Source organism: Limnobacter sp. SAORIC-690 (assembly GCF_002954425.1).
Classification (GTDB): Bacteria; Pseudomonadota; Gammaproteobacteria; order Burkholderiales; family Burkholderiaceae_B; genus Limnobacter; species Limnobacter profundi.
Map to the genome: position 1 here is coordinate 3,392,364 of NZ_MQVZ01000001.1, position 22,364 is coordinate 3,414,727.

The following is a 22,364-nucleotide window of genomic DNA, read 5'->3' on the forward strand; positions in this document are numbered from 1 at the left end:
CAGCTTGGGGCAAAACCCCACATTTCAACCCCTCTGATTCTATCTTGAATTTTTGACGTCCTCGTTGAACGGTCCACGCAGCTCAGTTTTCTCGCGCACATTCACCAAAATTTCACCGTCCGCCACTGTGGCTCGCAAGGCATCGCCAGTTTGCACATCCAGCACAGAGCGAACAACTGCGTTTCCGTGCTGTGGCTGCAAAAAGGCATAGCCACGCTCCAGCGTTCTTTGGGGGGAGACGGCCTCAACCACAGAGCCAAGACTGTCCACGCGAGAATCCAATGCGGCAATGTTGCGCCGCTGCGCAGCCATTAGCCCACTTTCAAGAAGCTGGGCACTTCGATTGGCTGAGTTTTGAGCTGCATTCATTTCAAGCGACATGGATTCCCACAACACCTGAATTGAATTGGTTTGTTGTGCAAGGCCTCGCTCGACAAGGCGCGGCAGGCGGCCATTTGCGGTACTCAAACGAGACTCAAGGGTGTTCAGATAAGCAGTAGGGGTCAGCAAACCTAGTTCAGCCCGATCCACCCGTTGAACAAGCATTTGGGCTCGGTGACGTAAAGCCTTGCGCAAGCCCACATGCAAACCTTGAATCTCGGACAGCAGCTCACTGGTGGGCCGGCTAATCAATTCAGCTGCGGCAGTGGGCGTGGCGGCGCGAAGGTCCGCAGCAAACTCGGCCAAGGTCACATCCGTTTCGTGCCCCACACCAACCACGATCGGCGTTTTACAAGCCGCCACCGCGCGCACAACCGCTTCTACGTTGAAACTCCACAGATCCTCAAGGCTTCCTCCACCACGGCAAAGCACCAGCGCCTCGTGGCCTGCTGAATCGGCTTTGCGAAGGGCCTCAATAATTTGTGATGCGGCCTGTTCGCCCTGCACCGCGGTGTGGTAAACCGAGTACTCAACATGGGGCGCGCGCCTTGCCAAGGCCTGTTTTACATCAGCAAGTGCTGCGGCTTGCAGTGAAGTGATCACCCCGAGATTAAAAACCACCGAAGGCAGTGGGCGCTTGCGGGCAGAATCGAACAACCCCTCCTGAGTCAATTTGGTTTTCAGTTGCAGGTACTGTTCATGCAGATTGCCTTGCCCGGCCTTTTTCATGACATCAATGATCAACTGCAACTCGCCACGCTGCTCATACATGGCCAGTTGCGCAAGCACTTCAACTTTGTCGCCCACCGCTGGGAAAAAACCTGCGAGAACATTGCGTTGGCGAAACATAACCGCCTTCAGTTGTGCAGATTCGTCCTTCAGGGCCAAATACCAATGCCCGGAGGAGGCACGGGTAAAAGACGCCACCTCACCCTGAATCCGGATGGAGCCAAATTCATTTCGGAGGTGATCATTCAGGTGCCTGGCGAGCTGGCTGACCGAGAAAACCGTTTTTAAGTCAATCATTTATAGACCAAATTGGCTAAAAAACCAGAACATTTCCACATGCGCTAACAAAAAGCTACTTTCTGTGCAACATGGCTGAAATACAAGAAAATAAACACAAGCGACTGATTAAAAAGGAAAAATACAACAAAATACGATACACAAAAAGTTCATTTTTCTCACAAGCGACTGATTATTCGAAAATTTGGGGGGCTTTTCCCCAAAGTTATCCACAATGAACAAATATGTCGGCTTTTGTGTAATTTGTGTAATGTTGGTTTTTTCGCTAGAGTCCCTGTCTTACTGAATAGGAGTCTACTTGTGTGGTCAATCATTTCTGCGGCGGGCTGGCCAATTTGGCCTTTGATTTTTGGCTCGGTGGTCGCGTTGGCAATCGTGCTTGAGCGCGTTTGGGCCTTGCGAAAAAAAGACTTGATCCCGGAAAACCTGGTGGCCGATGTGTGCAAAACACTGCCCCAGTTCAAAGACCGGCAAAACATTGCCCGTCTGGAATCACACAGTGCGCTCGGAAGCTTGATGGCTGCAGGGCTGTCTGCGTTCTACAAGAACGAGGACATAGAAACCGCGATGCAGGACAAATCCGTCGGTATTCAAAACGCACTTGAAAAACACCTTGACGTGCTGTCCATGATCGCCAGTGCCGCGCCTTTGATGGGTTTGCTGGGAACGGTCATCGGCATGATCGAGATTTTTGCAGTTCAAGGCTCTGGTGCCCAGACGCCCGAAGCGATTGCCGCCGGCATCGCAGTAGCTCTTTACAACACGGCATTCGGCTTGATTGTTGCGATACCGGCCCTGGTCGCCTATCGACTGTTCCGGATCCGTATCAACGGCCTGCTCGAGGACATGGGAAACTCACTGAAGCCTTTTGAAGACTTGCTGAAACAGCACACCAACTCGCGCAAAGCAGGCTAAGGAGCGGGTCTTTGAGAATCAAGCGTACAACGAGCACGGAAGCACCCGACATCAACCTCATCCCGCTAATCGATGTGTTGTTGGTCATCGTGATTTTTCTTGTTGTGTCCACCACATTCATGCAGCCCAGCCAACTGGAAGTTGATTTGCCTGGTACACGAAGTGCTCAGGAAGATGCCAGACCGCCTGAAGCACTTCGAATTCGAGTGGGTCGGGATGGCAACTATGCACTGGGCGCTCAGGGTGTATTGACGGAAACCCAACTTCGCACAGAACTCAGCAAAGTTTTGTCAGCCAAACCTGCAAGCGAGGAACGCAGGGCCATTGTTGAGGCCGATGCGGCTGCCACGCACCAATCGGTGGTGATGGTGATGGACATGCTGGCCTCATTGGGCGTGGCCAAAGTGTCGATTGCCACAGCCGGTGGCAAATCCCCATGAGCACAGATGAACGCAAGGCCAGGATTGAGTCTGCCTTGCTCAATATTTGGTACTCGGGACAAAAACCAGGGCTTGTTACAGGCTTGACCCTGGGTTTACTTGAATGTACCTACAAGGCGTTGCGCTGGGCCACCCGGCAAAATTACAAATCGATCGCCGCAAAGAAAGCAAGCCATCCGCCAGTTTTGGTAGTCGGCAACCTAATTGCCGGCGGTGCAGGAAAAACGCCCATCGTGATGGCAATTTGCCAATACATGGTCGCCCGCGGTGACAAGGTTGGCATCGTGAGCCGGGGTTATGGGCGATCCACAACTGCGCCAATAGTAATTGACCCAGCCAAGAACACACCCGCCGCAATTGAAGCGGGAGACGAGCCGCTGTTTTTAAGCCGTGAAACCGGTTGCCCGGTGGCTGTGTGCGCGGATCGAAACCAAGCGGTCAGGCTTCTTTTGGCCAATTTCCCGGATTTGAAACTGATTGTGTCGGACGATGGCCTGCAACACCACAAGCTTGCCCGGCAAATTGAATGGGTTGTATTCGACCGGCGGGCTCATGGCAACGGCCGCTTGCTGCCTGCAGGCCCGTTGCGCGAGCCACTTTCCCGGCTCGGCTCAGTGGATGCGGTGTTGTGTTCCAATATTTCGCCTGAGGCCCTGGGCAAGGCATTGGATTGGCCGTCTCGAGACAACTGGTACGCGGTACACGTTCAACTCACTGGCTTTCGGCAACTAAGCTCTGGCCAATTCCTGACAACCGAACAAGCCATGGAACAGTGGAAACCGCTGAAACTGATGGCGTTTTCCGGCATTGGTGATCCAGGCAAATTATTTGATGCGATTCGATCAGCCGGTCTCAATCTTGACGCAAGCCGCGGCCTTCCTGACCATTTCAATTACCCTGAAGACTTTTGCGCACAGTTCGATCAACAAGTGCTGATCACAAGTGGCAAAGATGCCGTAAAATTGGGTGATTCAAACCCAAAAGTGTGGGTGGCCGAGATCAGCGTGAAATTGCCCCCTGCCCTGACACAAGCCCTAGAGGATTGCATTGGACCCACAATTGATTGACATTCTGGTTTGCCCCATCTGCAAAGGGCCGCTTGAAAAACGCCCAAGCGACAGCTATCTGGTATGCAAAGCCGACAAACTCGCATTTCCCGTACGGGACGGAATACCCATCATGCTGGTGGAACAAGCCGAACCTGTATCAACCTCCAACAACTAAGTTTCCATGTTCAAAGCCGTTATCCCGGCCCGCCATGCATCTACTCGCCTGCCCGGCAAACCCCTGCTGGACATTGCGGGAAAGCCCATGGTTGTGCGAGTGGCCGAGCAGGCCTTGAAATCGGGGGCAGACGAAGTCTTGGTCGCCACTGATCACCCGGAAATTGAGTCGGTGTGTATAAACCATGGCTTGCAGGTTGTCATGACCCGTGGCGACTGGCCAACAGGCACCGACCGGATTGCGGAAGTGGCCCAACTCAAAGGCTGGGCCAACGACACCGTGGTGGTGAATGTACAGGGCGATGAACCCCTGATTGACCCAGCCTTGATTGACCTGGTGGCCAAAGCCTTGCTGGAAGATGCTCAAGACATTGCGACCTGTGGGCATGCAATCGACAACTGGGAAGAATTCAAAAACCCCAATGTGGTAAAAATCGCCATGCGTGAAGACGGTGAAGCACTTTACTTTTCCCGGGCCCCTATTCCTTATCCGCGGGATGCTTATGCCACTGAATCCTGGCCCCAAGGTGTGCCAGCGGGGCAACTGGGCATTCGCCACATTGGTTTGTATGCTTACCGCGCCCGCTTTCTGAAGGTGTATCAAACACTGCCTCCAGCCAGAATTGAAGTGCTTGAATCACTTGAACAACTCAGGGCGCTGGCCAATGGCTTTCGCATAAAAGTGTGTATGATTCAGGATGCCCCGCTTCCCGGGGTAGACACCGCGCAAGACCTGGAGAAAGTCAGGGCATTGTTCGGGTCTCGTTAGGGCTGAACGACCATGAAAAAATATTCGAGCCTGCCCATGGGTAAGTTTTCTGCAAGTTGAAGCACCCATAATCGCAAAGGCCTCGAATAAGAAAAAACGGCCAAAAACATTGCCTGTTGTAAACGACGCATCTTGTACAACAGGCCAGCAGATTTAAAACTCTTGAGGCGACTATGCGTTTAATTCTATTGGGAGCGCCCGGTGCTGGCAAAGGCACGCAGGCGACATTCATCAAGGAAAAGTTTGGCATTCCCCAAATTTCCACTGGCGACATGCTGCGCGCAGCTGTTAAAGCCGGCACCCCCCTGGGTATCGAAGCAAAAAAAGTCATGGACAGTGGCGGCCTGGTGTCCGACGAAATCATCATCAATTTGGTGAAAGAGCGCTTGAAAGAATCCGATTGTGCAAATGGTTATTTGTTTGACGGATTTCCCCGCACCATTCCACAAGCCGAAGCCATGAAAGAGGCCGGCGTAAAAATTGATTTCGTGCTTGAAATTGATGTGCCCCACGATGCGATTATTGACCGCATGAGTGGCCGCCGCACGCACCCGGCCTCGGGGCGCACTTATCACATAAAATTCAACCCTCCCAAACAGGAAGGCATTGATGATGTGACGGGCGAGCCTTTGGTTCAGCGTGATGACGACAAAGAAGAAACCGTCAAGAAACGCCTTGACGTATATGAAAAGCAAACACGCCCCTTGGTGGACTACTACGGCCAATGGGCAGCGACAGGCGATGCCAGCGCGCCACAATATCGCAAAATTGCTGGTGTTGGCAGCGTAGAAGAAATCAAGGCACGCGCCTTTGATGCTTTGAAGTAAAGACCATACACGGCTGCGGCGCCCACAACCTGGGTGCCGCAAGCTGGACAGCACACACCATCAGACAGCAGGCTTGCGAATCAAGCGTTTCGGGTTTAGACCCAAGGCGGCCAACACTGCAAAATAAAGCACGCCGCAAACCCCAATTACCCCCAGTACAGCAGCCACACGCACCAGTGGTGTAGAAGCCATGCTCAGCCAGTCAAACTGCTGATTCATGAGCCACAAGGCAAAGCCCATGGCCGTTGCAGCCACTGACACCTTGATCAAATAAAGCCCCCAACCGCTTGAAGGCGTGTACAGGCCACGCTTGCGCAAGCCCCTATAAAGTACCGTCGCATTCAACACAGCACCAGCACTGATGCTGAGCGGCAAACCCGCATGGCCTAGCCAGGGCACCGTGAACAGGTTCATCAATTGAGTAGCCAACACAACCACAATCCCGATTTTCACGGGAGTCCGAATGTCTTGTTTGGCATAAAAACCAGGTGCCAGAATTTTGACCAACACCAAACCAGCCAAGCCCAAACTGTAAGCAATCACGGCCTGGCTAGTCATGGCCACGTCGTTGGCATCAAAGCGCCCATAATGAAACAGCAAGGCCACCAAGGCATCTGAAAACAAGCCCATGCCCACGGCCGCCGGCAGCACAAGCACCACTGTGAGGCGTAGGCCCCAGTCCATCAAGCGTGAATATTCCTCGTGGCTGCGTGTGGCCGCAGCAGAAAGCGATGGCAGCAACACAGTACCCAAAGCGACACCCAACAAAGCGGTGGGAAATTCCATCAAGCGATCGCCATAAGAAATCCAGGACACACTGCCCTGCTCCAGATGCGACGCAATATTGGTGTTAATGATCAAACTGATCTGCGCCACTGACACGGCAAGCGTTGCTGGCACCATGTTTTTCAGAACCCGACGAACCTGCTCATCACCCCAAGCTGCCTTAATCGCCCCAAATCCTGCAAAGGGATTGATCAGGCAGTCGGTACGCGCCAAGCCATACCAAAGCACGGCAACCTGCAAAACACCACCCACCATCACTGCAACTGCAAATGCTTTCACTGCTTGATCAAAATAAGGGGCAAGCAGCAAAGCGCCCGCGATGAAGCTGATGTTTAGCAGCACCGGTGCAAAGGCAGGCAAGGCAAATGAACGGAAAGTGTTCAGCAAGCCCGAGGCCAGTGCGACCATTGAAATAAGAAGAATGTAGGGAAACATCCACTGGGTGAGCAACACGGTGAGTTCAAACTGTTCACTACCCTGCGCAAGCCCGCTGGCCATGCCCATGACCACCCAACTGCCACCCAATACACCAGCCACAACAATCAGCAACAAAACGATGAACAAGAGAGAACTGACGCGCCGGGCCAGGTCAACCGCTGCTGATTTTCCTTGTGTGGCGTTGGTCTGGGACAAAATTGGAATGAAAGCCTGCGAAAAAGCACCTTCTGCAAACAGTCTGCGCAAAAGGTTGGGAATTCGAAAAGCAATAAAAAAGGCATCGGATTCAGCCCCGGCCCCCAAGAGCCGCGCAGTGATTGTCTCTCGGATCAAACCAGTGATCCGAGAGAGCATGGTCATGGCACTGACCGCAGCGGCCGATTTCAATAAATTCATATAGTGATTGTGAAAGGGCTAGTATTTTGTTAAAATTGCGGGTTTTCGAATTCTACACCCCTTGGAGCCTCAGCAATATGGCCAACTCAGCACAGGCGCGCAAGCGCGCAAAACAAGCCGCCAAAGCAAATGCGCACAATTCAGCCATTCGCTCAGCGATGAGAACCGCAGTTAAAAAAGTACGCGCTGCTGTTGAAGCAGGCGACAAAGCCGCCGCTCAGGCAGTTTATCGCGAAACAACAAGCATTCTGGATCGCGTTGCAGACAAAGACCTGATCCACAAAAACAAAGCCTCACGCAACAAGTCACGCTTGTCAGCACTTGTGAAAGGCATGGCCGCCTAATAGGCCTTAAGAGGCCTTAAGGTTTTAATTTGCTCCACATAGAAAAGCCCCTTGATTGAGAGGGGCTTTTTGTGTTGCCAAGTTGTGTTGCCGAATTCTGTTGCCAAAGCCAAGCCGGCTTTGGCAACCATCCCTGAGAAATTGACTACTCGGGGTCAGGCAACAGACAGGCATCCAGCAGTTGCAAATCGTTGTCACGCGCAAAGTTCAATACAAAAGTCATGGCCATGGGCTCAATGTCGCGCAAGCGCTCATCGACCACAACGCACTTTACATTGTTCATCAAGATTGGCTTGGCGTAGGGACTGTAAGCCAAGTGTTGCTGGCTCTGCTGGCGGCCAGGCGGGCGGTAACAAGACAACACACCGCAAAGACGTTCGGCCCAGTCTGAAGGACGAAAAGGCCGTCCTCCCGACGTGAGTCCGAGAATAAAAAATTCCTTGGGCTTGACCTTGGGTGGTTCAGCCATAACCGAATAGCTCCTGAGGTACACACGCACCCCGACATTTAATTTTGTAAGTATTGTCGGGGTTGATTCTTACAGCGCGCTGAAGAACCAGCGAGGGTCTACTTAAGCTCGATCGATGCGAGCATAAGCCGAGTGATTGTGAATTGATTCGAAGTTTTCCGCTTCTACTGTGTATTGACCCACTTGCGAGAACTTGTTCATGGCAATGGCCACATCTCGAACCAAATCTTCCACAAACTTCGGGTTGTCGTAGGCACGCTCAGTCACATACTTTTCATCGGGGCGCTTGAGCAAACCATACAGTTCGCAGGAAGCCTGCTGCTCAATCGCGGAAATAAACTGTGCAATGTCCACATCTTCTTTCAACTGCACGCGCGCGGTGACGTGCGAACGCTGGTTGTGCGCACCATACTCAGAAATCTTCTTGGAACAGGGGCACAAACTGGTCACCGGAACAACCACTGTGAGGTAAATGTCTTGGCCTGTCGCAGTGGCTGAACCTTCGAGGGTCAACTGATAGTCCATCAGGCTTGAAACGCCGCTAATGGGCGCAACCTTGGACAGGAAATAAGGCAGTTCCATCTTGATGCGACCAGAAGGCGCGTCCAAACGCTGCAACATTTCAACCAGCATGGCACGGAAACCGCTGACCGTCAGCACAGTGCCCTGCGCCTCCTCCAGCAAAGCGATGAAACGAGACATGTGCGTGCCTTTTTGATCGGCAGGCAGAAACACGGTCATTTCGAACTCAGCCACGGAGGGCATCGGCTTTTGGCCTTGAAGCTCAATCAGAACTGGGTACTTGACAGAACGAATGCCCACCGATTGGATTGCAATGTGGCGGGTGTCGATGGTGCTTTGGACGTCGGGAATGGCCTGGTCAATTGGGTTAGTGGCCACGGCATTCTCCAAGCCTTTGTCACGTGTATTCATAACTTCCTCATGTGTTCGCGGCACGCCCTGCTACATGGCGTACCACATTGGTGTGGCGATCAAAGAGCTCGCCATAGTGCTGCTTGATGGACGTTTCTATGCCTTGGGCGTCCAGTCCAAGATTCTTGAGCAGGAGAGCGGGGTCTCCATGGTCGATGAATTCATCGGGCAAGCCGAGTTGCAACACTGCGTTATTAAATCCTTGGGCGTGCAAGTGTTCGGTCACGGCTGAACCTGCGCCACCCATGATACAGCCCTCTTCAATGGTCACAAAGCTGTAGCGCTGCTCGGCAAACCGTTGTAACAATTCTGCATCAATTGGCTTGACCCAGCGCATGTCCACCACGGTGGCACCCAGCGCTCGGCCAGCCTCAAGGCTTGGTTCACACATGGAGCCAAATGCCAAAATTACAAGTTTATGCTCCGATTCATCGGGCGAATAACGCACAATTGCCTTGCCAATTTCAAGGGAATCGAGTGATTCGTCAGCGACTACACCGGGGCCCATACCGCGCGGGTAGCGAACCGAAGCGCAGCCGGGGTAGTGATAAGCGGTTGTAAGTAATTTGCGACACTCATCCTCGTTGGAGGGAGCGGCAATCACCATGTTGGGAATACAGCGCAAGTAAGCAATGTCGTAATTGCCCGCGTGCGTTGCACCGTCGGCCCCCACCAAGCCGGCGCGGTCCAGCGCAAAAGTAACGTCGAGATTCTGCAAGGCGACGTCATGTATCAGTTGGTCATAGGCGCGCTGCAAAAATGTGGAATAAATGGCCACCACGGGCTTCATGCCCTCGCAGGCCAAACCGGCCGCGAAGGTGACTGCGTGCTGTTCTGCGATGCCGACATCAAAGTAGCGCGAGGGGAAGCGACGCTCGAATTCCACCATGCCTGAACCCTCGCGCATGGCTGGGGTAATGCCCACCAGTTTGCGATCGGATTGCGCCATGTCGCACAACCACTTGCCAAAAATTTGTGTGTAGGTAGGGGGCTTGGGTGTACTTGATTTTTGAATACCGATGCTGGGATCGAACTTGCCCGGGCCGTGGTATAGCACGGGATCTTGCTCGGCCAGCTTGTAGCCTGCGCCCTTTTTGGTAATCACATGCAGGAAGATCGGGCCTTTCATTGCACGCAGGTTTTGCAGCGTGGGCACAAGTGCGTCCAGATCGTGGCCATCAATGGGGCCGTAGTAATTAAACCCAAATTCCTCGAACAGTGTGGCCGGGCTCATCATGCCTTTGACATGCTCTTCAAGCCGGTGCGCCAGTTCATACAGGGGTGGGGCCACACCCAATATGCCCTTGCCCACTTCCTTCACATTGTTCAACATGCGGCCCGACAACAACTTGGCCAAGTACTTGTTCAGCGCGCCCACAGGCGGTGAAATGGACATGTCGTTGTCGTTCAAAATCACGAGCAAATCAATGTCGGGCGTTACACCGGCGTTGTTCAAGGCTTCAAAGGCCATGCCTGCGGTCATGGAGCCGTCGCCAATTACAGCAATGTGTTTTCGGTTCACGCCCAGGTTGCGTGAGGCAACCGCCATGCCCAAGGCAGCGGAAATGGAGGTGCTGGAATGTGCAGTACCAAAGGCATCGTACTCAGATTCCGAACGCTTTGGAAAACCGGAGATGCCGCCGTATTGGCGCAAACCCGGCATGGCATCGCGCCGGCCAGTCAAAATTTTGTGCGGGTAAGTTTGGTGGCCCACGTCCCACACCACGCGATCATTTGGGGTGTTGAACACATAATGCAAGGCCACGGTTAATTCGACCGTTCCCAGGTTAGATGACAAATGCCCGCCGGTTTTGGCCACTTGCTCCACGATGTAATTGCGCAACTCGTCTGCCAGCTTGGGCAGCTGGTTTTCAGACAGTCGCCGCAGGTCTGCGGGGCAATCAATTTTTTTCAGCAGATCGGTCATGATTTCCGGTTTGTAATCAGTTCTACAAGGGTTTCCAGCGGGGCGCGGCGCGGGGCAGCAATAACCTCACAGGCTGTGAAAGCCTGTTCTCGCAGCCGGGCCAAAAGTGCTTTGGCTTCGCCCAAGCCCATCAAACTCACCATGGTGGGTTTGTTGTTCAGCGCGTCTTTGCCCGATGTTTTACCGAGCACCTCACTGGTGGACTCCACGTCTAATATGTCGTCTATTACCTGATATGCCAAGCCCAAACAATGGGCATAGGCCTCTAATCCATTCTTCTCAACGGCCGAAAGCGCCGTATTGCTGACATATCCCATGCGAACTGACGCCGAGATCAAGTCACCTGTTTTGCGCGCGTGCATATTGGCAAGCGACTGCAAGTCCATAGGCTTGCCCACATGCGCAAGGTCTATTGCCTGCCCGGCAGCCATGCCTTGCAAACCAGAGGCGCCGGCCAAGGCTGCAATTTGCTGTACGCGAACCTGAACATTACCCTGGTCCGATTCAGCCAGCCATTGAAAAGCAAGCGTTTGTAGTGCATCACCTGCCAACAGGGCAAAAGCCTCACCAAACTTCACATGACAGGTTGGTTTGCCACGGCGAAGTACATCATTGTCCATGCTGGGCAAATCGTCGTGCACCAAAGAATAGGCATGCATGGCTTCGATGGCGCAGGCCGCATCGCTTAACTCACTGGCTGGTGTCTCCACTGCATGGCCGGCGGCGAATACCAACATGGCGCGCAAGCGCTTTCCGCCATCCAACAAGGCATATTCAATTGCAGCATTCAGCTCACTGGAAGGACCTTTGGACTGGTTTAACTTTTCTGCCAATGCTGTTTCAAAACCCGCGCGGGTCTCATCAAACCAGTTCAACTGAATGGGCTGGGCGAAGCTCACTGTGCACCTTCATCAGCGGGTTTGTTCAATGTTTGTTCAATCTCGGTGACCTCTTTGCGAACCTGACTTAACCGGTCCCTGCAATACTTCACGAGATAGGCCCCACGTTTGTAATCGGTCAGCAATTGATCCAGGCCAAGATTCTGGGAATCCATGGTATTCACCAAAGCCTCAAGCTCGGCCACTGCTTCTTCAAAAGAGGCTGGCACCGCTTGGGCATTGTCGACTGGCGCTGTTTTCGATTTGCTTGGGCTCATTGTGCTGCTGTGCGTGATGCAAAGTCCTCCATTTTACTGCGACTTTGTCCAAAGGCGAAAAGTCTTTGGCCGGAATGCAGACTAAAGGGTACAATCCCACTTTCTCTTTTTGTTCAACAGGTTAATTTGCATCAGTGTCGATCAGGGACACTGTTGGAGGAGGTCCCCGGGATCATGTCCGATTTGAGTGATTTGTCCAATGTGTCACATGCCGTGACGCAATCAAGTTTACAGCCTCATGTTTCAACGTATTTCGATGAACATGTTTTGAAGGATGAAATCCAACTACTCTATCGAGACGGACCGGGTTACGTCGGTCACACCCATTGGGTGCCCGAGTGCGGCGACTGGAGGTCACTTCCGTGGGAAGGCGACGGCCGCATTCTAGTCAACAACGGCTCTGAAATCGAGCTTTTGTCCAATGTGTGTCGCCACCGTCAAGCCATTATGTTGAAAGGCCATGGCAATTCCAGCAATATCGTTTGCCCGCTTCACCGCTGGACTTACGATTTGAAGGGTGAATTGCTGGGCGCACCGCATTTTGCGCAGCAACCTTGCACAAAACTTCAGTCGTATCCATTGCAGAATTGGCGCGGCCTGCTGTTCAATTCCGGGCGTAACGTGCTTGAGGATCTGAAAAATGTTCCGTTTCTCGCAGAAATCGATTTCTCGGAATTTCAACTGGATTCCGTAAAAACCAATGTGCTGCCCTACAACTGGAAGACCTTCATTGAGGTTTATCTAGAGGATTACCACGTTGAGCCCTTCCACCCTGGCCTTGGCCAGTTTGTAAGTTGCTCGGATTTGCAGTGGTACTACGGCGAGAACTGGAGCGTGCAATCGGTGGGTGTGAAAGCAGGCCTGCGTCGCCCAGGCACGCCGGTATACCGGCAATGGCACGAAGCCGTGAAAAAGTTCAGCAACGGCGTAGAACCCAAGTACGGCGCAATCTGGTTTTGCATGTACCCCAACATCATGGTGGAGTGGTACCCGCATGTGCTGGTTGTTTCCACGCTGCACCCCAAAGGCCCTCAGGAAACACTGAATGTGGTCGAATTTTATTACCCCGAGGAAATTCGTCTGTTTGAAAGGGAATTTGTGGAGGCTGAACAAGCAGCCTACATGGAAACCGCTGTTGAAGACGATGAAATTGCCGAGAGAATGGACGAAGGCCGCCGGGTGCTGATGGATCGAGGGGAACACGACGCAGGCCCCTATCAAAGCCCGATGGAAGATGGCATGGCGCACTTTCACTCCTGGTATGGGGCTCAAATGAGCCCTACACATAAACAGTCAGGGAAACTGAAAAAAACCTTCTGACCGGCAAAACCACGCATCGTCAAAATCAATATCGCGATTTGTATTTTTGTTTAATCTTTTTCTGGTACATTGATTAGACAAAAATAAAACTCTGGATATATTTAGATGATGCGTGGCTCCAATTCCTTGGACGGGCCCGTTGTACGCAGTGGCGGCCCCGCCTACCAGCAAATCAGTGAAGTTCTGACCGATGAAATTTTCAGGCAAACCTGGAAAGTCGGTGAACCACTGCCCAATGAAAAAAAACTGTCGGACCGTTTTCAGGTGTCAATCGGCACTATTCGCCGCGCAATTGAATCACTGGAAAAATCTGGACTGGTGACAAAAATGCAGGGGCTCGGGACATTTGTGACCGACAAAGCCTTGCCTTCACCGGTATACGATCGGGCAGATCCCTTCAAACTCAATGACCATTGGGCAACCGAGTACGCGGGTACCGAAGTAAAAACCGAGTTAATCAGCCTGGAGAGTATTCAGGCTGACACCGAAGAATCTCGAGCCCTGGGTATCGCCTTGGGCGATCCAATCTGGTTGATTGAAGTTCGGCACATGCTGCACACCCAACTGATTGCTTACGAACAGCTGTGCCTCTCCAAAAAGGTTTTTCCGAAGTTGAGCATTGAAATGCTGCAGAAATCGGCTGGCAACTTGTACCGTTTGGCCTCCGAGGTGTTTCAAATGCGGATTGGCCAGATGACCGATGAAGTGTCGGTGAAGTCGATGGAGCCCCGTATCGCGAGCCTGTTCAATAAAATTCCGGATGCGCCCAGTCTGCGTGTATTTCGCATTACCCATTCGATGGACAACACGCCGCTGGAGAAACGGGAGGTGTGGCTTGATCCGAGCTTTGCACATTACAAAGCCACGCCCGAATTGTCCTGATCATTCATCCACGTCCGGAAGCCAAGCTACAATCTGCCCCCATGCAAGCACTCTGGATGTTAATGGCCTGCCTGTGTTTCGGCACCATGGGCCTGATGGTTAAACTCGCGGGCACCCATGCCACATTGGGTGAAATTGTTCTTTTTCGCGGTGCAGTGCCAGCCATTGCAATCACCGTTTGGGCTCTGCTTCAGGGCCTTAGCCTGAAAAGCCCGGTTGCCTTTCTTCATTTGAAACGAAATGTTGCAGGAATTATTGCCATGTGGTGCGGCTTTTATGCGACCACGCAATTGCCCCTGGCCACGGCGACCACACTGATGTACACCTCCCCCCTGTTCATTGCCCTGATCTTGTGGCTTTGGTATGGGCAATCCAGAAATCGCCTGGAGCAGTTCGCAATTGCAATCGGCTTTTCTGGTGTCATTGCGGTTCTTCAACCCGTGTTTTACGGCAACCAACTACAAACTGCCCTTATAGGCCTGAGTGCTGGTGCGGTGTCTGCCGTGGCTTACATGCAATTAAAAAGCCTTGGGCAGGCCCGCGAACCCGAGTGGCGAACCGTGCTGTACTTCGCAGGCACAGCCACAGTCACATCGTTGGTGTACATCATTGGCTTCGGGGAATTTGAGGTGTTCAAGGCTCCAGATACCGATTGGACCTTGTTGTGGCTTGTGGCGCTGGGGTTTTTTGGTGGTGCAGGCAATCTGGCGCTGACCCGTTCATTCGGAAGCGGCTCAACCTGGCTTTCAGCCGCTTTGCAATACTGCACAATTCTGGTGTCGACATTCTTTGGAATTGTGGTGCTGGGCGACATTCCCACCAGCACAACCTGGTTGGGTGTTTTACTGATTATTGCCTGCGGAGCAATGTCTTCTTATGCAACCCACCAGAGAAAACTGGTGGGCGAGTAGTTGTTCAATGATGGTGATGAAGTATCTCGGCCAAAATCGCGATTAGAGCCACGCCTGACCCGATGCACAGCAACTGCACCACACTTTCCTTGATTTTCACACGCTGCTGCATTTGCGGAATCAGATCGGCCACCGCCACATAAATGAAGCTGGCTGCCGCAAACACCAAGGCATAGGGCAGTAAAGCCTGCAATTCCGTGAACAAGGTGTAACCCAAACCTGCGCCCAACACTGCAGCCAAACCAGCAACCGACATCAGCTGCAAGGCTTTTTTGCGAGCAATTCCGGCATTCACCAGCACCAGATAATCCCCGGTTTGTTGCGGAATTTCATGCAACACCACACTCAGCGTGGTCACCAAACCCAACTCGAAATCAACCAAAAATGCACTGGCCACCAACAAGCCATCGGCAAAGTTGTGAATGGAATCGCCCACCACAATCAACAAACCACCGCGGCGCGCCTCGCGTTTGTCGAAACCATGGTGGTGGTCGTGTCCATCGTGCTCGTGGTGATGGCTGTGGCGAAAAATTGAAAACTTTTCCAGCACAAAGAAAAACAGCAAACCCGCCAGCAACAGGGCAAACAAGTTGTGATGATCCATGCCCTTGTCCAGCGCTTCGGGCAACAAATGCAAAAGCGATGCGCCCAGAAGCACACCAGCAGACACGCTCACCATGGGCTCAAGCGAGCGGGCGATGTGTCGTGCTGTTAACAATGCAGATGCAAAAATGGCCAAGGCCGTGCCCAGGGCAGCGGCCAGGAGAACAAGCGGTAAACTGGATTGCACGATTGATTGGGTCCGAGATTAGATCAGGTTCTTGCCCCGCAAGAACTCAAGCGCCTGATTGTACGCCTGTTTCGCCACGGTGGAATTGTAGGTGGGGCGATAATCGGCGTGGAAACTGTGCTGAGCCTTGTCAAATACGGTGATGCTGCTGGCCTTTGCAAATGGATTTTTTTCGGCTGCGGCGAGGGCTTTTCTCATTTGCTCTACGGTGTCCAGCGGGATTGAGCTGTCTTCCGAACCATACAAACCCAACACCGGCGCTTTCAGTTTCGAAGCCACATCCACCGGGTGTGCAGGCGTTAATTCGGTTTTTGCCCCAACCAGGCGACCATACCACGCCACCCCTGCCTTCACAGCCGGCTGGTGTGCTGCGTACAACCAAGTAATGCGACCACCCCAACAAAACCCGGTGATCGCGAGTTTTTTTACATCCGCACCCTCGGAGCCTGCAAATTCCACACACTTGTCCAGGTCGGCCATCACTTGTTGGTCGTCCATTTTCGCAATGACATTTTCCAGAATGGCAGCCACGGTGGCATATTGCCCCGGCTCGGAATGGCGAAAGAAAATCTCGGGGGCCAGGGCATAGAAACCCGCTTGAGCAAACCGTCTGCACACGTCTTCCAAATAAGCATGCACACCAAAAATTTCAGGCACCACCAAAATTACGGGTGCATTCTTTTTAGCCTTTGGGTAAGCGCGATAAGCAAACATGTCATCGTCGCCCACATCCACAAACACGCGACCTTCTTCAAGACCATCGCCAGGCGTGGTAATGGCTTGGGCCAACACAGGCGATGCAGCTGCCGCAAACCCCCCAACCGTGAAACCTTTCAGCACAGTGCGGCGGCTTATGGACAGCTTGCCGCCACCCGTCAGTGCTTTTAGATGTTCCTGATGTTCCTGGTTTTTAATGTTGTTTGCGCTATCGCTCATCCCATGCTCCTGATGTTTAATGTGCCTCTTCCCAATTGTTGCCAACGCCGCAACCCACCTCCAGTGGAACTCGAAGCTTGGCCACCTGCGTCATGATTTCAGGTACACGTTTCTGAATCAATTCGAGTTCACCCTTGGGTACTTCGAAAATAACTTCGTCGTGAACCTGCATGATCATCTTTGTGTTGAGTTGTTCTGCCTTCAACCAAGCCGACAATTCAACCATGGCCATTTTGATCAGGTCTGCTGATGTGCCCTGCATGGGCGCATTGATCGCAGCCCGTTCGGCACCGGCCCTGCGCGGGCCATTCGGGCTTTTAATTTCAGGCAGCCACAACCGGCGCCCGAACACCGTTTGTACAAAGCCGTCTTCTTTGGCTTGTGCGCGTACATTGTCCATAAATTTCGCCACACCAGGATAGCGGGCAAAGTAACGGTCAATATAAAGTTTTGCAGCTTCTCGGGTAATACCCAGATTGCCAGCCAAGCCAAAGGCACTCATGCCATAGATAAGACCGAAGTTAATCACCTTCGCAGTACGGCGATGGTCGGATGTGACCTCGTTCAAACCCACTCCGAAAATTTCTGACGCTGTGGCACTGTGAATATCCAAGCCCTCATTGAAAGCGTGAATCAGGGCCTCATCGCCTGAAATATGCGCCATGATGCGCAACTCAATTTGTGAATAATCAGCGGAAACCAAGACACAGCCCGGTGCTGCAATAAAGGCCTCTCGCACCCGGCGACCCTCTGCGGTACGTACAGGAATGTTTTGCAAGTTGGGATCATTGCTGGCCAAGCGGCCAGTAACTGCCACGGCTTGCGCATAGTTGGTGTGCACACGCCCTGTACGCGCATTGACCATGCGGGGCAATTTGTCGGTGTAAGTGCTTTTCAGTTTGGCCAGTGACCGGTGTTCGAGCAACTTCGCGGGCAGGGGATAATCTTCAGCCAATTTGCTGAGCACTTCTTCATCGGTGGAGGGTGCGCCACTGGCGGTTTTTTTCACCACGGGCAAACCCAGCTTGTCGAACAACAGCTCGCCGATTTGCTTGGGCGAGTTCAGGTTAAAACTACCGCCAGCCAATTCAAAGGCTTGCTCTTCAATCAACTTTAGCTTGTCAGCAATTTCAACGCTTTGGGCTTCAAGCTTGTCGGAATCGATTAATACACCATTGCGCTCCACTTCGAACAGCACCTGCCCGAAAGGCAACTCCACATCGCGGTACAGCTTGGCAAGCTCTGGCACCTTGTCGAGCTCGGCTTTCAAGGTGTGGGCCAGGCGCAAGGTGACTTCAGCATCTTCGGCAGCGTACTTTGTGGCTGTGTCGATAGGCACCTGGTCAAAGGTAATTTGACTGGCACCCTTGCCTGCCACTTCTTCATACTTGATGGTGTTGTAGTTCAACCAGCGCAGGGCCAAAGCATCCATGCCGTGGGGCTTGTGGGCCTCTAGAATATAGCTGGCCAGCATGGTGTCTTCAAAAAGGCCCTTCACCCACACGTCGTGATTGGCCATCACATGCAAGTCGTATTTGGCGTTCTGGGCAATTTTGGGCGAATCGGAATCCTCAAACCAAGGCTTCAGGAATGCCAGCACCTCGGCCAATGGCAATTGTGGCTCGGCGGTCAAATCTTGGTGCGTCAGTGGAATGTAATAGCCCACACCTGGTTTCACTGAAAATGAAAGGCCCACAATGCGCGCATTCATGGGTTCCAGCGAATCGGTTTCAGTGTCAAAGGCCACCGGCGTTTTGCTGGCCGAAGCGGCTTTCAATTCCACCAACAAAGCGTCAAGCTGCACTTGGGTTTGAATGCAAATGGTTTCAATCGAATCCACAGCCTGTGTAGGCGCATCAAACAGGCTCATTGAACTGCCATCGGGCGGACCATCTGCTTTGGGTTTGGCCGTAACCTCGTCCTCAGCCACGCCGCCCAGGGCGCGGAACCATGTCTTGAATTCGAAACGCTGAAACAGTTGCTTCAACGCTTCTTTGTTTTCAGCATTTGCTTTCAGTTGCTCTTCAATGTGGCGGCGCAACTCAAACTCGCAATCTGTTTTGATGGTGACCAGGGTTTTGCCTGTGGGCAACCAGTCCAGCGCTTTTTGAAGGTTCTCGCCCACTTTGCCGCCAATTTTGTCGGCATTGGCCACCACGCCATCCAGGGTCTTGTACTCCGCCAGCCACTTCGCAGCGGTTTTTGGCCCCACCTTTTCCACACCTGGCACGTTGTCCACGGTGTCGCCCACCAGCGTCAGGTAATCAACAATTTGTTCCGGGTACACACCGAACTTTTCAAACACGGCGTCCCGAGTCATGACCGCATTTTTCATGGTGTCCACCAAGCGAACCTTGTCATTCACCAGTTGGGCCATGTCTTTGTCGCCCGTGGACACAATCACCTCATCAAAGCCCTGCTCAAGCGCCACTTGAGCCAAGGTACCAATCACATCGTCCGCTTCAATACCGGGCTCCATCACGATGGGCCAACCCATGGCGCGGGTCACTTCATGAATGTGAGGGATCTGAGCGGCAAGGTCTTCGGGCATGCTGGCCCTGTTCGCCTTGTATTCGGGGTAAATGTCGTCACGAAAGGTTTTACCCGGCGCATCGAACACACAGGCGATACAATTGGAGGTGATATCGTCAGTGTTGTAATCTGCACGCAGGCGTCGAAGCATGTTAACCATGCCATAAATGGCACCAGTGGGCTCGCCTGCGCGGTTTCGCAAATCGGGCATGGCATGAAAGGCACGGTACAGGTAGCTCGACCCATCAACCAGGAGTAATCGCTTCATATGACAACCAAAAATAAGAATATTCCGACATTGCGCCACCTACCCTCCAAAGAACAATCCACCGCAGTGAAGGCCAGAGAGTCGTGGCATGTGTTGGGAATTATGGCAGAGTTCATTGAGGCGACTGAGAAGCTGTCAGCAATTCGCCCTTCGGTGTCCATTTTCGGCAGCGCCCGAACCCCCGTGGATCACCCCTACTACGCGCTGACTGAGAAAATTGCCAGGGCACTGTCTGACTCGGGTTTTGCGGTAATCAGTGGTGGTGGGCCAGGCATTATGGAAGCCGCCAACAAAGGGGCCTATGCGGGCGAATCGCCCAGCGTGGGTTTGAATATTGAGCTGCCGTTCGAGCAAAGCGGCAATGCATACCAGAATATTTCCCTGACTTTTCGCCACTTTTTTGCCCGCAAAGTGGCATTTGCAAAATACGCCAGTGCCTATGTCGTAATGCCAGGCGGATTCGGTACGCTCGATGAAATGTTTGAGGCCCTCACGCTGATACAAACCAACAAAGGCAGGCGCATTCCCATTATTTTGGTGGGCTCCAAGTTCTGGGCGGGCCTGATTGATTGGGTAAAAAGCCATTTGTTGGGCGAGGGAATGATCAGCCCTAGCGATATGGACCTGTTTGAAGTGGTTGAAACACCGGAGGAGGTGCTGAAATGCATATTCCACTTCTACGAAAAACGCACCTTCAATCCATCAGACAGTGAAACAGAGAAGCTGTTGGACTTATAAAGCAGGGTCAAACACAGGTAAAATCCGGGGTGCTCACGACCCTACTCAGGACTTTGAATGGCTGTTTTTACGCGCATTACCCAAACAGAACTGCAACAATGGCTGCAAGGCCGGGATTGTGGTGAACTGCTTTCATTTGAGGGCATTGAGTCGGGCATTGAGAACACCAATTACTTTGTGAATACCACCACAGGGCGCTTTGTTCTAACCCTGTTTGAAAAACTGAAGGCAGAGGACTTGCCGTTTTACCTGGGCCTCATGAAACATTTGGCCAAAAAGGGCCTGGCCGTACCCGGCCCGATTCCGAATGGTCAAGGTGAATTGTTCAACGCACTCAACGGCAAGCCTGCTACATTGGTGAATTGCCTCAGCGGCAAATCTGTCGAGCACCCCAACGCCATTCAATGCCGAGAAATCGGAAAGTTTTGTGCACAAGCGCATCTTGCGGTGGCTGATTTTCCGGGCAATACGCCCAACCCCCGTGGGCTGGCATGGATTGAAAGTGCGATGAATGCTCTCGATTCGCACCTGCCAGCCTCTGTTCGTGAACTGTTGCACAGCGAAGTGAACCACCAAAAAGCAGTTGCAGAACGCCTTGCCTACAAAATGCTGCCCAAAGGGGCAGTGCACGCGGACTTGTTTCGCGACAATGCCCTGATGCAAGGCGACGCACTTGGCGGCGTGATCGATTTTTATTTTGCTGGCGTCGATACATTTCTGTTCGACCTCGCAGTGACCGCGAACGACTGGTGTATCCAGCTGTTTACCGGAGAATTGAATCCTGAATTGCTTGGTGCCCTGCTTGACGGTTATCAATCTGAACGCCCACTGAGTGCGCATGAGTGCGAACTTTGGCAAGACATGCTGCGCGCGGCGGGTCTTCGCTTCTGGGCCTCCAGACTTTACGATTTTTACATGCCACGCGAGGCAGAAGTGCTGAACGTGAAAGACCCAAAACATTTTGAACGCGTATTGCTTGCCCGCAGGCAGGGAATACCGCTTGCCCCTCAACCGAATTAAGGAAGTAAACAATTGGCCAACTACGTACATACTTGCCCGCCCAGTGCGGGATGGGATTGGCTGATGCAGGGCTTGCAGCTTTTCCGCAGCAAACCAGGTGAAATGTTCCTGTTCGGCAACACTTATCTGTTCATTATTCTTTTCATTGGAATCCTGATTCCGTTTATCGGTGCCGCGGCAGTGGCCATTGCATCGCCTGCCTTGGGTTTTGGCATTATGCTGGCTGGCAAAATGGGCCAAAAAGGTTTGCGGGTCAGCCCCAGTGTTTTGTTCAATGCCTTTAATCAAGACAACAGAAAGCACCTGCAATCCTTGTTGATTTTGGGAGCAATTTACACCGCGTGTTTTGCATTGATCCGGCTACTTGCGCACCTTGTTCTTGGGGCGCAGCCCACCGTGTCAATTGAGGATCTCCAAAAAGCCGATGCAGCCACCAGTGCGGCGTTTATGGAATACATGGTGCTTTACATGATTTTTATTGGCATCACCAGTATTCCGGTACTGTTGGCATTCTGGTTCGCACCAGTGTTGGTGGTTTGGCACAATATGAAACCCATGCAGGCCCTTTTTTCTAGCTGGGTCGCGGTGTGGCGAAACAAGGGCAGCTTTCTGATTTACGGCATGGGCTGGCTTGTTTTGGGCTTGGGTTTTTCATCGGTGTTTGTTGTTTTGTTCACCATGTTGGGTTTGCCCGCCGCATTTGTGAGTGCCTTGAACATGATGTGCGTGGCGCTGGTGATGGCGGTCTCGCTATGTACCTTTTACCCAAGCTACAAAGCAGTGTTTGAGCACGATCCAACCGAGTAACTGGCTTGGGTTTCGATCTCTCGCCACTTTGTTGGTAGCTCAATCGGCTTGGGTTTCAATCTCTCGGCGCTTATTAATCGCCCTCTCGGCTTGGGTTCCGATCTCTCGCCAGAAAACCTGTTTATCCCTC

The 22,364-nt window shown here is 52.6% G+C and carries 23 protein-coding genes; 13 read left to right on the forward strand and 10 right to left on the reverse strand.

What is annotated here, in order from left to right:
- Window positions 1-39: 39 nt before the first annotated feature.
- Window positions 40-1,407 carry an exodeoxyribonuclease VII large subunit gene (xseA, locus tag BSZ31_RS16130; protein WP_105029604.1) on the reverse strand — a complete coding sequence of 456 codons (1,368 nt, stop codon included), beginning with the start codon at window positions 1,405-1,407 and terminating at the stop codon, window positions 40-42.
- A gap of 300 nt (window positions 1,408-1,707) precedes the next feature.
- On the opposite strand from xseA, the gene BSZ31_RS16135 reads away from it, so the two are divergent.
- From BSZ31_RS16135 to adk, 6 genes are all read left to right on the forward strand, one after another.
- Complete coding sequence (locus BSZ31_RS16135) at window positions 1,708-2,322, forward strand: MotA/TolQ/ExbB proton channel family protein (protein ID WP_105029605.1); 615 nt, start codon at window positions 1,708-1,710, stop codon at window positions 2,320-2,322.
- A gap of 11 nt (window positions 2,323-2,333) precedes the next feature.
- Window positions 2,334-2,762, forward strand: a complete 429-nt coding sequence (locus BSZ31_RS16140) for a biopolymer transporter ExbD (RefSeq protein WP_105029606.1) — start codon at window positions 2,334-2,336, stop codon at window positions 2,760-2,762.
- Window positions 2,759-3,829: a tetraacyldisaccharide 4'-kinase gene (gene lpxK, locus BSZ31_RS16145; protein ID WP_105029607.1), complete on the forward strand. Its 1,071-nt coding sequence runs from the start codon at window positions 2,759-2,761 to the stop codon at window positions 3,827-3,829. Before BSZ31_RS16140 ends, lpxK begins: the two co-directional genes overlap by 4 nt.
- Window positions 3,810-3,986, forward strand: coding sequence for a Trm112 family protein (locus BSZ31_RS16150; protein ID WP_105029608.1), 177 nt, complete (start codon window positions 3,810-3,812; stop codon window positions 3,984-3,986). The genes lpxK and BSZ31_RS16150 overlap by 20 nt, the downstream gene beginning before the upstream one ends.
- A gap of 6 nt (window positions 3,987-3,992) precedes the next feature.
- Entirely contained in the window at window positions 3,993-4,754 is a 762-nt protein-coding gene (gene kdsB / locus BSZ31_RS16155; protein ID WP_105029609.1) for a 3-deoxy-manno-octulosonate cytidylyltransferase, read from the forward strand.
- Window positions 4,755-4,927: 173 nt separating this feature from the next.
- Window positions 4,928-5,581 (forward strand): adenylate kinase, encoded by a 654-nt coding sequence (gene adk, locus BSZ31_RS16160; protein WP_105029610.1) that lies wholly within the window; start codon window positions 4,928-4,930, stop codon window positions 5,579-5,581.
- 60 nt (window positions 5,582-5,641) lie between these two features.
- On the opposite strand, the gene murJ is transcribed toward adk, so the two are convergent.
- On the reverse strand, window positions 5,642-7,201 hold the full coding sequence (gene murJ, locus BSZ31_RS16165; RefSeq protein ID WP_105029611.1) for a murein biosynthesis integral membrane protein MurJ: 1,560 nt from the start codon (window positions 7,199-7,201) through the stop codon (window positions 5,642-5,644).
- A 77-nt stretch (window positions 7,202-7,278) separates the two neighbouring features.
- On the opposite strand from murJ, the gene rpsT reads away from it, so the two are divergent.
- On the forward strand, window positions 7,279-7,545 hold the full coding sequence (gene rpsT, locus BSZ31_RS16170) for a 30S ribosomal protein S20 (protein ID WP_105029612.1): 267 nt from the start codon (window positions 7,279-7,281) through the stop codon (window positions 7,543-7,545).
- Window positions 7,546-7,690: 145 nt separating this feature from the next.
- Here rpsT and BSZ31_RS16175 read toward each other — a convergent pair whose 3' ends face one another.
- The 5 genes from BSZ31_RS16175 to xseB all read right to left on the reverse strand — a co-directional run bounded on the left by BSZ31_RS16175 (window position 7,691) and on the right by xseB (window position 12,030).
- Entirely contained in the window at window positions 7,691-8,014 is a 324-nt protein-coding gene (locus BSZ31_RS16175) for a DUF3579 domain-containing protein (RefSeq protein WP_105029613.1), read from the reverse strand.
- Between the two features lie 102 nt (window positions 8,015-8,116).
- On the reverse strand, window positions 8,117-8,947 hold the full coding sequence (folE2, locus tag BSZ31_RS16180) for a GTP cyclohydrolase FolE2 (protein WP_105029922.1): 831 nt from the start codon (window positions 8,945-8,947) through the stop codon (window positions 8,117-8,119).
- A gap of 7 nt (window positions 8,948-8,954) precedes the next feature.
- Window positions 8,955-10,877 carry a 1-deoxy-D-xylulose-5-phosphate synthase gene (dxs, locus tag BSZ31_RS16185; protein ID WP_105029614.1) on the reverse strand — a complete coding sequence of 641 codons (1,923 nt, stop codon included), beginning with the start codon at window positions 10,875-10,877 and terminating at the stop codon, window positions 8,955-8,957.
- The gene (locus tag BSZ31_RS16190) at window positions 10,871-11,773 is read right to left on the reverse strand and encodes a polyprenyl synthetase family protein (RefSeq protein ID WP_105029615.1); all 903 of its coding nucleotides are present in this window, start codon (window positions 11,771-11,773) and stop codon (window positions 10,871-10,873) included. The genes dxs and BSZ31_RS16190 overlap by 7 nt, the downstream gene beginning before the upstream one ends.
- Window positions 11,770-12,030, reverse strand: coding sequence for an exodeoxyribonuclease VII small subunit (gene xseB, locus BSZ31_RS16195; protein ID WP_105029616.1), 261 nt, complete (start codon window positions 12,028-12,030; stop codon window positions 11,770-11,772). Before xseB ends, BSZ31_RS16190 begins: the two co-directional genes overlap by 4 nt.
- A gap of 192 nt (window positions 12,031-12,222) precedes the next feature.
- Between xseB and BSZ31_RS16200 the strand changes: the two genes are divergently transcribed.
- The 3 genes from BSZ31_RS16200 to BSZ31_RS16210 all read left to right on the forward strand — a co-directional run bounded on the left by BSZ31_RS16200 (window position 12,223) and on the right by BSZ31_RS16210 (window position 15,143).
- A complete protein-coding gene (locus tag BSZ31_RS16200; RefSeq protein WP_105029923.1) occupies window positions 12,223-13,350 on the forward strand; it encodes an aromatic ring-hydroxylating dioxygenase subunit alpha in 1,128 nt (375 codons plus the stop codon).
- A gap of 105 nt (window positions 13,351-13,455) precedes the next feature.
- Window positions 13,456-14,232, forward strand: a complete 777-nt coding sequence (locus BSZ31_RS16205; protein WP_105029617.1) for a GntR family transcriptional regulator — start codon at window positions 13,456-13,458, stop codon at window positions 14,230-14,232.
- Between the two features lie 41 nt (window positions 14,233-14,273).
- Window positions 14,274-15,143, forward strand: a complete 870-nt coding sequence (locus BSZ31_RS16210) for a DMT family transporter (protein WP_105029618.1) — start codon at window positions 14,274-14,276, stop codon at window positions 15,141-15,143.
- 4 nt (window positions 15,144-15,147) lie between these two features.
- On the opposite strand, the gene BSZ31_RS16215 is transcribed toward BSZ31_RS16210, so the two are convergent.
- From BSZ31_RS16215 to polA, 3 genes are read right to left on the reverse strand one after another with little or no spacing between them, the layout of a single operon-like run.
- Window positions 15,148-15,933: a ZIP family metal transporter gene (locus BSZ31_RS16215; protein ID WP_105029619.1), complete on the reverse strand. Its 786-nt coding sequence runs from the start codon at window positions 15,931-15,933 to the stop codon at window positions 15,148-15,150.
- 18 nt (window positions 15,934-15,951) lie between these two features.
- Window positions 15,952-16,869, reverse strand: a complete 918-nt coding sequence (locus tag BSZ31_RS16220) for a dienelactone hydrolase family protein (RefSeq protein ID WP_105029620.1) — start codon at window positions 16,867-16,869, stop codon at window positions 15,952-15,954.
- Window positions 16,870-16,885: 16 nt separating this feature from the next.
- Window positions 16,886-19,669: a DNA polymerase I gene (gene polA / locus BSZ31_RS16225; RefSeq protein WP_105029621.1), complete on the reverse strand. Its 2,784-nt coding sequence runs from the start codon at window positions 19,667-19,669 to the stop codon at window positions 16,886-16,888.
- On the opposite strand from polA, the gene BSZ31_RS16230 reads away from it, so the two are divergent.
- The 3 genes from BSZ31_RS16230 to BSZ31_RS16240 are packed head-to-tail and all read left to right on the forward strand — an operon-like array spanning window position 19,670 to window position 22,234.
- Window positions 19,670-20,407, forward strand: coding sequence for a TIGR00730 family Rossman fold protein (locus tag BSZ31_RS16230; RefSeq protein WP_105029622.1), 738 nt, complete (start codon window positions 19,670-19,672; stop codon window positions 20,405-20,407).
- 57 nt (window positions 20,408-20,464) lie between these two features.
- Window positions 20,465-21,427, forward strand: coding sequence for a homoserine kinase (locus BSZ31_RS16235; RefSeq protein WP_105029623.1), 963 nt, complete (start codon window positions 20,465-20,467; stop codon window positions 21,425-21,427).
- Between the two features lie 12 nt (window positions 21,428-21,439).
- Entirely contained in the window at window positions 21,440-22,234 is a 795-nt protein-coding gene (locus BSZ31_RS16240; protein ID WP_146106731.1) for a BPSS1780 family membrane protein, read from the forward strand.
- Window positions 22,235-22,364 lie beyond the last annotated feature (130 nt).

What these genes read in the sequence shown, in the direction of transcription:
- xseA (WP_105029604.1), bottom strand. Translation starts at nt 1,407, where the DNA reads ATGATTGACTTAAAAACGGTTTTCTCGGTCAGCCAGCTCGCCAGGCAC.
- lpxK (WP_105029607.1), top strand. Translation starts at nt 2,759, where the DNA reads ATGAGCACAGATGAACGCAAGGCCAGGATTGAGTCTGCCTTGCTCAAT.
- kdsB (WP_105029609.1), top strand. Translation starts at nt 3,993, where the DNA reads ATGTTCAAAGCCGTTATCCCGGCCCGCCATGCATCTACTCGCCTGCCC.
- adk (WP_105029610.1), top strand. Translation starts at nt 4,928, where the DNA reads ATGCGTTTAATTCTATTGGGAGCGCCCGGTGCTGGCAAAGGCACGCAG.
- murJ (WP_105029611.1), bottom strand. Translation starts at nt 7,201, where the DNA reads ATGAATTTATTGAAATCGGCCGCTGCGGTCAGTGCCATGACCATGCTC.
- rpsT (WP_105029612.1), top strand. Translation starts at nt 7,279, where the DNA reads ATGGCCAACTCAGCACAGGCGCGCAAGCGCGCAAAACAAGCCGCCAAA.
- BSZ31_RS16175 (WP_105029613.1), bottom strand. Translation starts at nt 8,014, where the DNA reads ATGGCTGAACCACCCAAGGTCAAGCCCAAGGAATTTTTTATTCTCGGA.
- folE2 (WP_105029922.1), bottom strand. Translation starts at nt 8,947, where the DNA reads ATGAATACACGTGACAAAGGCTTGGAGAATGCCGTGGCCACTAACCCA.
- xseB (WP_105029616.1), bottom strand. Translation starts at nt 12,030, where the DNA reads ATGAGCCCAAGCAAATCGAAAACAGCGCCAGTCGACAATGCCCAAGCG.
- BSZ31_RS16205 (WP_105029617.1), top strand. Translation starts at nt 13,456, where the DNA reads ATGATGCGTGGCTCCAATTCCTTGGACGGGCCCGTTGTACGCAGTGGC.
- BSZ31_RS16210 (WP_105029618.1), top strand. Translation starts at nt 14,274, where the DNA reads ATGCAAGCACTCTGGATGTTAATGGCCTGCCTGTGTTTCGGCACCATG.
- BSZ31_RS16220 (WP_105029620.1), bottom strand. Translation starts at nt 16,869, where the DNA reads ATGAGCGATAGCGCAAACAACATTAAAAACCAGGAACATCAGGAACAT.
- polA (WP_105029621.1), bottom strand. Translation starts at nt 19,669, where the DNA reads ATGAAGCGATTACTCCTGGTTGATGGGTCGAGCTACCTGTACCGTGCC.
- BSZ31_RS16230 (WP_105029622.1), top strand. Translation starts at nt 19,670, where the DNA reads ATGACAACCAAAAATAAGAATATTCCGACATTGCGCCACCTACCCTCC.
- BSZ31_RS16235 (WP_105029623.1), top strand. Translation starts at nt 20,465, where the DNA reads ATGGCTGTTTTTACGCGCATTACCCAAACAGAACTGCAACAATGGCTG.